General features: G+C 58.0%; 11 protein-coding genes. 8 read left to right on the forward strand and 3 right to left on the reverse strand.

What is annotated here, in order from left to right; translation table 11 throughout:
• Positions 1–265: 265 nt before the first annotated feature.
• The 5 genes from AB4Z24_RS17715 (at position 266) to AB4Z24_RS17735 (ending at position 5,094) form a co-directional block, all read left to right on the forward strand.
• Entirely contained in the window at positions 266–625 is a 360-nt protein-coding gene (locus AB4Z24_RS17715) for a response regulator (RefSeq protein WP_441710369.1), read from the forward strand.
• A 6-nt stretch (positions 626–631) separates the two neighbouring features.
• Entirely contained in the window at positions 632–1,048 is a 417-nt protein-coding gene (locus AB4Z24_RS17720) for a response regulator (RefSeq protein WP_441710370.1), read from the forward strand.
• Positions 1,049–1,284: 236 nt separating this feature from the next.
• Positions 1,285–2,328 (forward strand): cupin domain-containing protein, encoded by a 1,044-nt coding sequence (locus AB4Z24_RS17725; RefSeq protein ID WP_441710371.1) that lies wholly within the window; start codon positions 1,285–1,287, stop codon positions 2,326–2,328.
• Between the two features lie 98 nt (positions 2,329–2,426).
• Entirely contained in the window at positions 2,427–2,591 is a 165-nt protein-coding gene (locus AB4Z24_RS17730) for a hypothetical protein (RefSeq protein ID WP_441710372.1), read from the forward strand.
• A gap of 202 nt (positions 2,592–2,793) precedes the next feature.
• Positions 2,794–5,094 (forward strand): Tex family protein, encoded by a 2,301-nt coding sequence (locus AB4Z24_RS17735; RefSeq protein ID WP_441710373.1) that lies wholly within the window; start codon positions 2,794–2,796, stop codon positions 5,092–5,094.
• A 33-nt stretch (positions 5,095–5,127) separates the two neighbouring features.
• Here AB4Z24_RS17735 and AB4Z24_RS17740 read toward each other — a convergent pair whose 3' ends face one another.
• Complete coding sequence (locus AB4Z24_RS17740; RefSeq protein WP_441710374.1) at positions 5,128–5,865, reverse strand: GntR family transcriptional regulator; 738 nt, start codon at positions 5,863–5,865, stop codon at positions 5,128–5,130.
• 672 nt (positions 5,866–6,537) lie between these two features.
• Here AB4Z24_RS17740 and AB4Z24_RS17745 point away from each other — a divergent pair.
• From AB4Z24_RS17745 to AB4Z24_RS17755, 3 genes are all read left to right on the forward strand, one after another.
• Positions 6,538–6,915 (forward strand): DUF488 domain-containing protein, encoded by a 378-nt coding sequence (locus AB4Z24_RS17745; protein WP_441710375.1) that lies wholly within the window; start codon positions 6,538–6,540, stop codon positions 6,913–6,915.
• Positions 6,916–6,987: 72 nt separating this feature from the next.
• Positions 6,988–7,650, forward strand: a complete 663-nt coding sequence (locus tag AB4Z24_RS17750) for a uracil-DNA glycosylase family protein (protein ID WP_441710376.1) — start codon at positions 6,988–6,990, stop codon at positions 7,648–7,650.
• Between the two features lie 221 nt (positions 7,651–7,871).
• Positions 7,872–8,579 (forward strand): type 1 glutamine amidotransferase domain-containing protein, encoded by a 708-nt coding sequence (locus AB4Z24_RS17755; RefSeq protein ID WP_441710377.1) that lies wholly within the window; start codon positions 7,872–7,874, stop codon positions 8,577–8,579.
• Positions 8,580–8,739: 160 nt separating this feature from the next.
• On the opposite strand, the gene AB4Z24_RS17760 is transcribed toward AB4Z24_RS17755, so the two are convergent.
• Together AB4Z24_RS17760 and gdhA are read right to left on the reverse strand one after the other, a co-directional pair.
• Positions 8,740–10,368 (reverse strand): hypothetical protein, encoded by a 1,629-nt coding sequence (locus AB4Z24_RS17760; protein WP_441710378.1) that lies wholly within the window; start codon positions 10,366–10,368, stop codon positions 8,740–8,742.
• A 266-nt stretch (positions 10,369–10,634) separates the two neighbouring features.
• A complete protein-coding gene (gene gdhA, locus AB4Z24_RS17765; protein ID WP_441710379.1) occupies positions 10,635–11,978 on the reverse strand; it encodes an NADP-specific glutamate dehydrogenase in 1,344 nt (447 codons plus the stop codon).
• Positions 11,979–12,573 lie beyond the last annotated feature (595 nt).

Consider the following 12,573-nt stretch of genomic DNA (forward strand, 5'->3'; position numbering starts at 1 on the left):
GCAAGCAATCGGGGTACTGGCAGGGCTTGCGTAGATAGTAAAGCATACCATAGTCTCGCTTGAGCCGGAATGCAGCTGGATTTGCTGTCTACCTTATCCCGACCGTCGAATTTCCGGACCGCTATATCGTCTTAAGAGATACCCGCACGCGGGAACTGAAACAGCCTGACGCCATTTACGTGTCCGCGGGCAAAAAAGGAGACCTCCAATCGAACCGGCGCCTGCAGGAAAAGGCGAAGTCCTGGTACCGCGCTCCATACTCGTTGTGGAGGATGAGGTTCTCATTCGGCTGCACCTCGCCGAAGAGCTGCGCGACGCTGGATATACGGTGATCGAGGCGGCGGATGGCCACGAAGCAATGACGTTGCTGACAAGCGTCGAGAGCATCGGTCTCGTGCTAACGGATATTCGAATGCCCGGCAGTATCGATGGCATCGATCTCGCGCGTTGGGTGCGCGGAAAGTTCCCAGAAATCAAAATTATTCTCGTCTCCGCCGAATATTATTCGGAAACGTTCGCCGAATTCGACGGTGGCTTCACAAAGCCCATCCGCATTGGCGACCTTTTGCGTCGCGTGCGCCAGTTGCTGCCACAGGCGGAACAGGGGAGTTCGCCAAGTCGTTAAGGCTTGGTGACTGGATCAGATACAAAAAATCCGGGCCCGGCGACGGTCCTCATCGTCGAAGACACCGTGCTTGTTCGCCTAGCGATCGCTGCGTATCTTCGCGATTGCGGTTACCGCGTCATCGAAGCTGCAAGCAGCGATGAAGCGATTCTCGTTCTGCAGCAAAGTGCGACAACGATCGACATTCTGTTCAGTGATGCGGACGTCGCGGGCGCGCTCGACGCATTTTCCCTTTGCCAGTGGTCGCGAAAAAATCGGCCAGAGACCAAGATTGTCATGGCCGCATCTCCAAAGGGCGCTGCGGTAGCCGCTGGCAAACTTTGCGAAGAAGGTCCCTATTTGGCCAAACCTTATGAGCCTCAAGCCGTCGAAGATTATATTCGCCGGCTACTCGCCCTTCAAAGCATTGAAGAGTCGAGTTAGGGCGTACGATCGGTCTCCCGAAGCCGGGTTATTCTAGGCGTTGATTGTCGGCGATCATTGTACCGATGATGGCAAATGTACTGGCAAAACGCGGAATTCATTAAGCCATACCATCTTTAGATATCGCTACGCGGGCACCGCGCGGATATCGATGTCATCTTCATAGTCATCCACTTTCTGTCGAAGCGGAAGCACACATCAAGCCGGAAGTGTTTCCCTCCCGCGGAGGACGAATTATGAAAAATGCAAAAAATACATATCGCTTTCAGTTGGAAAAGGAGCCGCCCAGTCACGTCAAGCCTGGCGGATCGACCCGCGAAGCTTCTGCGAAGCAATTTCCGATAAGTCAGGGCATCGCCGGCGTCTCGATGCGTCTCGCGCCGGGAGGCATGCGTGAATTGCACTGGCACGCCAACGCGGGAGAGTGGGGCTATGTCGTTACCGGCAGCGTCCGCACCACCTGCCTGCACCCCGATGGCTCATCGTACATCGATACCTTCAACCCGGGTGACGTCTGGTTCTTTCCAAGAGGGTTCGGCCATTCGATACAATGCCTCGGCCCCGGCGAAAGCCACTTCATTCTCATCTTCGACAACGGATACTTTTCCGAGGACCACACGTTCAGCATAACCGATTGGCTTTCCCGTACGCCGGTTGATGTGGCCGCGCAAAGCCTAGGAGTTAGTCCGGAGTTCATTGCCAAGATGCCGAAGGGTGAGGTCTATTTCGCGGGACCTGGCCCGATCCCGAATGATCTCTCGCCATACTCCGCCCCGCGTCACGATCCGGCCCTGCTGACCACACATCGCTATCCGCTCATGGCACAGCAGCCGAGGCGAACGCCCGGCGGCGGCACGCAGCGTACCGTCAGCGTCGACGAGTTTCCTATAAGTACCACAATGGCAGGATCGGTCCTCGAAATCGAACCGGGAAGCATGCGCGAACTCCACTGGCATCCCGCCGCCGACGAATGGCAGTATTATCTCGAGGGATCGGCGGAAATGGCGGTTTTCCTTGCCGAAGGCGACGTCGTCATGAACGAATATCAAAAAGGCGATGTGGGTTACGTGCCGATGGGAACGGGCCATTACATCAAGAACACTGGACATGACCTGCTGAAAGTGCTCGTCGGATTCAACAACGGTCACTACCAGTCCAATGATCTGTCTGCATGGATCAGCACAAATCCGATCGATGTCCTTGCGACAAACCTCAACATACCTTTTGCCGATGCCGAACGGCTGCCGAAGCAGGAGAACTTTTTCATTCGAGGACGATAGCGGTGATCAATTCGCGGTGGGGCTAACCCTCATCGTGACGTGAGCGCTGTGATGCCGAGAAAGTAGAACTTCACATCTAACATGCGTCAGAAACCCAAATGAACTTCCTGATGGACTACGTAAAGGCGATCGATGTCATAGCGATTATCGCCTGCGTCGCGCTTGCTATCGCTGCATTTGTGCGCCGGGAGAACATCTGGCTCGGCATTCTTGCGGTCGTCGTCATCATTTGGGCGGCGACGAGACTGCCCGGCTTGGTTTGAACGCGCTTTGCCGGGAATTGTCGGCGGCATGCGAGAGAATTGGCTGATCGACGCAGCCGAAAGAGACATTTTCGCCCGGTCTGAACTGGAGCGTCGTGGCGCGCTTATTGCGACCGCACGGCTGACTTGACCATCAGCAAAAAAATCCGTCAGGGTTGATTTGAAATGAGGCGAACGGAACGGCCTCTCAGAGGAATAGCATTTGGACTCGATCAACACCCGCATTGCCAAGGAACTTAGCGTTCAGACCGCTCAAGTCAGCGCGGCCGTAGACCTGATCAAAGAAGGCGCGACCGTCCCCTTCATCGCGCGCTACCGCAAAGAAAAGACCGGCGGACTCGATGACACCCAGCTCCGCAAGCTCGAAGAGCGCCTTGGCTACCTGACCGAACTCGAAGACCGGCGCGCATCGGTGCTGAAGAGCATCAACGAGCAAGGCAAGCTGACGCCGGAATTGCAGCGCGCGATTTCCACTGCGGACACCAAGGTCGAGCTCGAGGATCTCTACGCACCCTTCAAGCCCAAGCGTCGAACGAAAGCCCAGATCGCGCGTGAGGCCGGCCTCGAGCCGCTGGCCGATGCGCTCATCGGCAATCCATCGCTGGATCCGGCGAAAGAGGCAGAAAAATATGTCTCTACCGAGAAGGGCGTGAGCGACGCCAAGGCCGCGCTTGAAGGCGCGCGTTCCATACTGATCGAGCGCATCGGCGAAGATGCGAAGCTCGTCGGTGATTTGCGCCAGTGGCTGTGGGCGACAGGCCTCCTCATTTCGAAAGTGCTAAAGGGCAAAGATGCCGAAGGCGCAAAGTTTTCCGACTATTTCGATTTTCGCCAGGCAATCCGCCAAATACCGTCGCACCGTGCGTTGGCGCTCTTGCGAGGGCGGAACGAGGGCTTTCTCGACCTTGATCTTGATGTCGAATTGGAGCCGAACCGGCCGCACCCTGCCGAGTCGAAGATCATGGCCGCTTTCAACATCGCCGAGCGTGGCCGCGCCGCGGATAAGTGGCTGATCGATACCGTCAAACTTGCCTGGAAGACGAAGCTCCACACATCTCTTGCCGCCGATCTGCTGACGCGGGTGAAGGAGGAGTCTGACACCGCAGCCATCGGCGTCTTCAAGTCCAACCTCAAGGATCTGCTTCTCGCAGCGCCTGCGGGTTCGCGCGTAACGATGGGCCTCGATCCCGGCATACGTACCGGCGTGAAGGTCGCCGTTGTCGATCAGACCGGCAAGGTTCTCGATACGGCCACCGTCTATCCGCACGAACCGCGTAACGATTGGAATGGCGCGCTCGCCGCATTGGCCGCGCTGTGCATGAAGCATAAGGTCGACATTATCGCCATCGGCAACGGAACAGCCAGTCGTGAAACCGATAAGCTAGCCGCCGATCTGATGAAGAAAATGCCGGATCTGAAGCTGACGAAGGTGATCGTCTCCGAGGCGGGCGCATCGGTCTATTCCGCATCCGAGATCGGCGCGCGGGAATTTCCGAATCTGGACGTCTCCTTGCGTGGCGCGGTATCTATTGCGCGTCGTCTGCAGGATCCGCTCGCAGAGCTCGTGAAGATCGAACCGAAAGCCATCGGCGTCGGCCAATACCAGCACGACGTCAACCAGACTGAGCTTGCGCGCTCGCTCGATGCCGTCGTAGAGGACTGCGTCAACTCGGTCGGCGTTGATGTCAACATGGCCTCTGCGCCACTCCTTGCCCGCGTTGCCGGATTGAACGCCACGATAGCGGCCAATATCGTTCTGCACCGGGATGAGAACGGCGCCTTCAAGAAGCGCACGGAAATCAAAAAGGTCGCTCGCCTGGGTCCGAAGGCCTACGAGCAGGCAGCGGGCTTCCTGCGGATCGCGAATGGGCCGAACCCGCTCGATGCATCGGCTGTACATCCCGAAGCTTACGATGTCGTCGAACGCATCGCCACAGAGATGAAGCGGCCCGTCAAGGCGATGATCGGCGACAGCGCATTCCTGAAATCCCTCAACCCAAAGCAATTCGCTGATGAACGCTTCGGCACACCAACCGTGATCGACATTCTGGCCGAGCTTGAAAAGCCCGGTCGCGATCCGCGTCCCGAGTTCAAGACGGCCGAATTTAAGGAGGGCGTCGAGAAAATCGCGGATTTGCGCCCCGGCATGATGCTCGAAGGTGTCGTGACGAACGTGACGGCATTCGGCGCCTTCGTCGATGTTGGTGTGCATCAAGATGGATTGGTGCACGTATCCGAGCTTGCAGATAAATTCGTGAAGGATCCACGCGACATCGTGAAGGCGGGAGACGTGGTGAAGGTCCGCGTGAAGGACGTCGACGTCGATCGCAAGCGCATCGCGCTCACAATGAAATCCGGAGCGGTTGAAAGCCATCCGCCTGTGCGCGAAAGGGGTGCCGATATTCGGCGTTCAAACGTCCAGGCGTCGAGTTCTAAGAGCCAGGAGGGAGAGTCGGCTCTTGCGGCCGCGCTCCGCCGCGCACGAGAAGCCGGGAAGAGTTGAAGGCCGCAGAGACACCGCTCTGCTCACGCCAAATCAAAAAATGCCTTCGCTGTGCTCTGCGACGTAAGCTGCAAGGCCCAGCGTGTGGTCGCGCGCCAATTTTTCGGCGAGTTCCGTCTCACGTCTTTCCAAAGCTTCGATGATGCCGAGGTGATCTTCAATCGACCGCGCGGCGCGATGGTCCCGGCCAATCGTAATCTGCCTTATCCCCCGCACGTGCAGCACCAGGTTCTCCGTCATCTCAGCGAGGAGGGGAGAGCCCGTCAGTTCAATCATCGTTTGGTGAAAGCGGATATTCGCTGTCGAATATTCACACAGAAAATCCTCTGGCTTGTGGCTTGCGTCGAACTCTTTGAAAAGTAGCCGAAGCCGTCCGATTTCCTGGTCGCTTGCGCGCTGCGTGATGAGGCGCGCGGCCATGCCCTCGAGTGCGGCCCAGACTTGAATCATCTCGACGACTTCGTGCTTGGTCTTCTTGACGACCATAATCCCGCGACGCGGTACCGATTTAACGAAGCCTTGCTGCTCGAGCATAAGTATGGCTTCGCGCACCGGCGTTCGGCTCACGCCGAGTTTTTCGGACAAGTGACGCTCGTCGATCCAGGCTTGCTCTGGCGAGCTGTAAATGTCCATCTCGATGATTGCGCTCTTGAGCGCCTTATAGGCTTTCGCCTTGAAGGTTTCTTCTTGCGCGAAAGGCTTGAGGACAAGATCTGGCGTTGCGGTTTGGGATATAGGCCGGCTTGCGCGAGCCTGGGCTTTCTCAGCCACGATTGTAGTCTCCCGGAACGGACGCGAATTTTCTTGTGCCATACTTTAGGCTAAGATCGTGTCATTCCCCAATTACTTCGCTGTGATCTTTGAGCGGCCGAGTAGCGCAGACGCATAACGGTGGTTCCAAGAGGTTGCTGCATCGCAAGAATTGCGCGACGGCCGGCCAGGACCTACTCCCGAATGCCCGTTTCCAACTGCTTAGTCCTTGGAGCGTCGGGCCTCCACCTCGTGCTTATCGGCTCTGAACGAAGAGACGGCGCCGCGGCCTATCGAGAGCGCAAAATCGAACAAACAATTCCTAAGCAGCGTTTTCAATACGCAGGACGACGTCTGCCCATCCAACTCTTGCTATCTCGATCAGGGCCGCACCGTTCTCGGAGCCTGCGATATCGTTGGTAACCGTAACTTTGGGATACGCAGTTAAGCAGACGAGGGTCGTCGCAGTTACCGAAGAGAGTTATCGGGCTTAAGGCAGTGGCCTACGCGCCGGTTCTGGCCGAAATGTCGCCTGCGATCATTGACTCTAAGCGGGCACTTAATAACTTATGGTGCATACGGACGGGATGCGAAGGGCAGCCACGCTCCGATTTTCTTGTTTGCTGATTTTTTATAATCCCCAAAGTGCGGCGCTGCGTTGTTGCCGCGCAATCAGTTTCAAGGGAGCGTCTCATGACGGCACCTTTCCCTGCCTCCCATCTGCGATTGAAACGCGCCTACGAACCGCCGGCGCCTTCTGACGGCGTTCGGATACTCGTTGATCGGCTTTGGCCCCGCGGGGTCAGTAAAGAAGAGGCGTCGCTTGACGAGTGGGAAAAAGATATTGCGCCGAGCACCGAACTGCGGAAATGGTTTGGCCACGATCCGGCACGCTGGGCGGAATTTCAGCGCCGCTACCGAGCCGAGCTTCAACAACACGACGATATCCTGAAGCACATTCGTGCGCTGGCCAAGACGCATACCGTCACCCTCGTTTACAGTGCGCACGACGAGGAACACAATGATGCCGTTGTCCTGAAGGACGTCCTGCTCGGAGGACGGCATGCCTAAGTTCGCGTGCTCGTCGTCTCGGAGATTAACAGAGCCTAGCTTGACACGCGGGTTCGCGAGGAATCCAAACACGTGCCAACGACAACGATCACCTCAATCGAGACGCCGTCGTCTAATGCCGATGCACTCGACGGTTTGGTGAAGTCTATCCGCGCGTGCCGGGTCTGCCATGACAATCCCCGCTATGGGAAGCCGTTGCCCCATGAGCCGCGACCCATCGTCCAAGTTTCGAACACGGCGCGTATCTGTGTCGTTGGCCAAGCTCCTGGAACACGCGTCTATAAATCCGGCCGTCCGTTTGATGATCCATCAGGGGTCAGGTTAAGGCAGTGGCTGGGGATTGATGAGACTGCATTCTACGATTCCTCCAAGATCGCGATCATCGGTATGGGATTTTGCTTTCCGGGGCTGAAGCCCGACGGCAGCGACTTGCCGCCCCGCCGGGAGTGCGCGGAGATCTGGCGAGCGAAATTGTTCGCTCACTTGCCGAATGTGAAGCTGTACTTGTTTATTGGCGGCTATGCCCAACGATGGCATCTCGGCCCAAAGGCAGCGCGCGAGGGCGTCAATCAGACGGTGCAGCAGTGGCGCGATGTTTACGACGCAGAACCATCATCGCGCAGAATTCCACTGCCGCATCCATCGTGGCACAACAACAAATGGCTTGAACGCAATACCTGGTTCGATACGGATCTGCTTCCGGTCCTCCGCGCAAATGTGCGCCGCCTGCTTTGATGAAGCCGAGACGTGATGGCGATACGCTCGAGCGTTTGTGCGGCGATCGCATTAAATGCGTGTCAAAGCCGTAACCGTATCCTTATGCATCGCCGCTATTGCCGTTGCCACTGAAGCGCTCCCGTCAATTCCAAGTTGGAATTGATTGGGATGTGCAGCGACGCGGCAGAAGCCGTTGCGAATCTATTCATTGCGCTAACCGAGCAAGAAGGAGGCGACAGATGAAAGTTCTGATGGTGATAACCTCGCATGACACTCTCGGTAATACCGGTCGCAAGACCGGCTTTTGGCTCGAAGAGCTTGCTGCTCCCTATTACGTGTTCAAGGACTCCGGAGCTGAGATTACCCTCGCGTCGCCGAAGGGCGGCAGGCCGCCACTTGATCCCAAGAGCAACGAACCGGAATTCCGAACTGATTTGACGCTCCGGTTCGAGAAGGATACGGCGGCTGAGGCGCAGCTCGACAAGACCCTTCGTCTCGACAGCGTCAGGCAAGAAGACTTTGACACCGTTTTCTATCCGGGCGGTCATGGCCCAATGTGGGATCTTGCCGAAGACAAGCACTCCATCGACCTGATCGAATCCTTCCTTGCCGCGGGCAAGCCATTCGCCGTCGTCTGTCATTCCACTGGAGCTCTGCGTCACGTCAAAACGCCAGACGGAAAAGTTCTCGTAGAGGGAAAGGAAGTTACCGGTTTCACCGACGGCGAAGAGGAAAACGTCGGCCTCACGAAAATCGTGCCCTTCTTGGTCGAAGATGAAATGTTGAGGTTGGGTGCCGTGTTTTCGAAGAAGGCAAACTGGGAGCCTCACGTCGTGACCGACGGCTTGCTAACAACGGGACAGAATCCGCATTCCTCGGGCCCTGCCGCCAAGGTTCTCCTCAGCAAACTAGCGGAGCGCCGCAAGGCACCCGCACATGCGAAATGATGATCTGGTCATCGAATGAAGGAACGCGGCGCGGAGTGGCGAGTCTCGTCGCCACTCCTTGAGCAATTGAAAAACTCGCGGCCGCCGCGAGTGGCTTTCACCACTTAGTTCAGATCACACCGAGCGCGGCGCTTCCTTCGAGCGTTGTTGCTTGACAAGTTCATGTATCTCCGCTCCGGCCGAGCAGAAACTCGGTGACTTCGTCGGAGAACTGCCTGCGCTTGCCAGCGACGAGGACGCTCTGAGGATCAGCTGGATCCCGTAAAGCCGCCGGCATCCCGTGGGCGATGAGAGCTTCGGCGCAGGCAACCCAGTCACCTCTATCAACCGGCTGATTGAGAGAAGCCCAGCTCAACGTACCGCACACATTATCCCCGAAGCCATGCTCCTCGCCCCATGACGCACCATGCTCAAGCAGGAAGCGGGCGAGTGCACTGTCGCCGCGAAATACTGCATGGTTCAAGGCACTGGCGTTCCAGTCGCCACCGAGAATGCCAATCGGCCAGCCGAGTTCGACCATCGCGCGAACCGCCTCAGCGCAACCGGCGGCAGCGAGCTCCGGCAGGAGCCTCAATTGCATTTCGCTCAGGCCCAGTGGCAAGTCCGGCCGGCGCGCTTTGATCTGTTGCGCGGCAAGTCGGTCACCTCGCGCGCACGCCGCGACGAACAGGTCCTCATCGTGGACATCTTCTGTCACACCCGCGTTGCGCAAGACGTCTGCAACATCCGGCAGGCCGTATCGAAGAGCTTGCGTGTAGGCGCTGACACCGTCACGGGTCTTCACCATTGGGTCGACACCGGCTGCCAGCAAGGCCTCGATGTGTTCAGGCGATCTTCGCCGCTTGATAGCCCAAAATAGCAGTTGCCCTTCGCTCAGTTCCTTGTCGCCGGCGGCATACGATAGCAGCAGCCGCAAGGTATCGACGTCATCGAGATCAAGACAACGATAGAGCGCGTTTGTGCCGGTGACGACGGCACCCGCCTCGAGCAGAAGTCGTGTGCAAGCTGGAGCTTCCAACGAATGATAAAGAGATTCGTTGTCGTTGGGATCGGCGCCTGCCGCGAGCAAACGACGGGTCAATTCCGGATCGTGATTCTGTCCTGCTGCGCCGTAGAGCGCCGACAGCTTATACTCCTGAGACGGAGCGTTGAGGGACGCTGGTGACCAACGGCTGCCTACCGATTGATTGGGGTCAGCGCCCGCACGGAGCAGAAGATCGACCGTTTCGTGAAGCCGCTCCTTGTAGGCCGCAATGCGCAGTAGGCTCGAATGGGTCGCCGCGACAAGAGGTGGAAGATCGAGCAGGCCGCCGGATTGGTTGACCCACGACCGTGCTGCTTCGATCTGACGACGGATCACGGCGACATCTCCGGAAGCGCATGCAATCCAGGGATTTTGTCCGGCGAGGTGCGGATGGTCCGACAGCAATCGCGCTGCTGCATTTGGGCGTGCGCGGGTCATGCTGCCCGTGACGTCGCCTGCATAGGCCAGATTGCAGAATGCTTGCGCCAGAGTGAGCGGATCTGCGGCCTTGAGCCGCACCGCTTCCACGAAGGCCTTAAGATCGGCCCAGGAGTCAAATCCGTACTCGCGGGCCATGGACGACTGAGCGTCACGTAAACGCAAGCGCAGTTGGATGATCGCTGCGTGATCGAGACCGGCGGCAGCGGGCAAGAATGCGCGGAAACGATCGATGGCTTCGGGAGTGCTGCGCCGATAATCGGCCAGCAGTTCCTTCGCTTGCTTTTTCAATTGATCGAGATCGGGCCGGCTTGGCAGCGGCTTCATATTAACCCCCGTGCGTGAAGCGCCGGTGACCCGCAATACGGCTGCACAAAGGTTGGAATAATGACAGCTTATCGCTGCAAGTGGGCTCTGCCCTTCCCGCGGGTCCGGATGCGGCTTGCACCGCGTCCTCAAGGCTAATGGGTTCACGATGCCCGCGTCAATGTCTATTGCGACGCCGGACAGGCGGGGCCGAGTGGCGAGTTTCCTCGCCACTCGTGCAGAAATTGACACGCTCGCGGCCGACGTATGCGGTCGCCACTCTTGTGTCAGATCACACCGAGCGCGCGCACGGCTTCGGCGACGCGCGTGAAGCCGGCGATATTTGCACCGAGGACGTAGTTTCCTGGAGCACCATACTCTTCGGCGGTTTTTTCGCACCTGTCGTGGATGCCGTACATGATCTCTCTCAGGCGCGCTTCCGTCGTCTCGAAGCTCCATGAATCGCGCGAAGCGTTCTGCTGCATTTCGAGCGCGCTGGTAGCAACGCCACCCGCATTCGCGGCCTTTCCCGGCCCAAACAGGACATTGGCGTCAAGGAATGCCCGTACCGCCTCGGGGGTGCAGGGCATATTGGCGCCTTCGCCGACTGCGATGATGCCATTCTTCACCAGCGTCCTGGCGTCCTGACCGGTGAGTTCGTTCTGCGTGGCGGAGGGCATGGCAATGTCGGCCGGCACATCCCAGATACGGCCATTGGGAATGTAGACCGCTCCAGGGCCGCGGAGCTTCGCATAGTCCGACACACGGCCGCGCCGCCGTTCCTTGACCTCCTTCAATGTGTCGAGATCGATGCCCTTCTCTTCGACGACATAGCCGTTCGAGTCGGAGCAAGCGATCACGCGGCCGCCAAGCGCGGCGGCCTTCTGCATCGTGTAGACCGCGACGTTGCCGGAACCCGATACGATGACCCGCTTGCCGTCGAAACTTTGATTGCGTGTGCGCAGCATGCAATCGACGAAATAGACGGCGCCATAACCCGTTGCTTCCGTGCGGACACGCGAGCCGCCCCAGACGAGACCCTTGCCGGTGAGGACGCCTGACTCGTAGCGGTTGGTCATGCGCTTGTACTGGCCAAACATGTAACCAAGCTCGCGCTGGCCAACGCCAATATCTCCGGCCGGAACGTCCGTATACTCGCCGATGTGGCGCGCAAGCTCCGTCATGAAGGATTGGCAGAAACGCATGATCTCGTTGTCGGAGCGGCCTTTGGGGTCGAAATCAGACCCGCCTTTGCCGCCGCCGATGGGCATACCAGTCAACGCGTTCTTGAATGTTTGCTCGAAGCCGAGAAACTTTATCGTGCCGAGCATGACGCTCGGATGGAAGCGCAGACCACCTTTATAAGGGCCAAGCGCTGAATTGAATTGAACGCGGAATCCGCGGTTGATTTGGACACGATTTTTGTCATCGACCCAGGGGACGCGGAAAATGATCTGGCGCTCCGGCTCGCAGAGGCGCTCGATCAGCGCGCCCTCGGCATATTCGGGATGCTTGGCCACGACAGCACCGAGGCTGTCGAGCACTTCACGCACTGCCTGATGAAATTCGCTCTCCTCCGGATTGCGCCGCAGAACGTCTGCATAGATTGGTTCGAGCTTTTCATCGAGCATGAGGATTCCCTTGCAATGGCGCGGCCTGCCGATCGCGGGAGCGCGACGCGCTTTTTGATTGTTCTCTGATTGGGGAGACGCGGTATGGTTGTTCGATGCCGCATCTTTGGGCAGGCTCGGTTCGAGTGCCACAGCAGGCTCAGCAACACAAGCCCTTCGATCTGACCTCAATCCACCCGAGATCGATTGGCGAAGTGAAAGCTGCGTCTGACTAGCAGCGCTTTGTTGCGTCTCACCGACCTGAGACGCTGTGCCAGCGACGATGAAGTCGATTTTCTCTTTGTGTGAAGAGGTCTGGCGAAAAACTCGCGCTTGTAAGGCGCAACACGTCGGCTCGGAAAGAGCCCTGTTGGGAGGAATTCTAGAAGCCTTTGCCTAGCCCTCAAACCGCTTTCGGTTCGATCAGAAAGAGACAGGGTTTGGCTGGGTTTACAAAAAGTGAAATGGGCTGTACGCGCGGGGTGACTTCCGCGCGACCTCTTGGAGAACTCGGCGCGAAGGAACATCGCGCCGAGCGAGGAGTAAAACGTCGTCCCGTATCGAATTCTTGGGCCGGCTATTAACGACGGTCGTCGAAGTCGCCGAGCCGATTAAA

This window comes from Hyphomicrobium sp. 2TAF46 (assembly GCF_052114865.1).
Lineage (GTDB): Bacteria > Pseudomonadota > Alphaproteobacteria > Rhizobiales > Hyphomicrobiaceae > Hyphomicrobium_B.

Bases quoted from the DNA above. Each gene is read 5' to 3' on its own strand.
- AB4Z24_RS17755 (WP_441710377.1), top strand. From the start codon at position 7,872: ATGAAAGTTCTGATGGTGATAACCTCGCATGACACTCTCGGTAATACC.
- AB4Z24_RS17725 (WP_441710371.1), top strand. From the start codon at position 1,285: ATGAAAAATGCAAAAAATACATATCGCTTTCAGTTGGAAAAGGAGCCG.
- AB4Z24_RS17745 (WP_441710375.1), top strand. From the start codon at position 6,538: ATGACGGCACCTTTCCCTGCCTCCCATCTGCGATTGAAACGCGCCTAC.
- AB4Z24_RS17730 (WP_441710372.1), top strand. From the start codon at position 2,427: ATGAACTTCCTGATGGACTACGTAAAGGCGATCGATGTCATAGCGATT.
- gdhA (WP_441710379.1), bottom strand. From the start codon at position 11,978: ATGCTCGATGAAAAGCTCGAACCAATCTATGCAGACGTTCTGCGGCGC.
- AB4Z24_RS17760 (WP_441710378.1), bottom strand. From the start codon at position 10,368: ATGAAGCCGCTGCCAAGCCGGCCCGATCTCGATCAATTGAAAAAGCAA.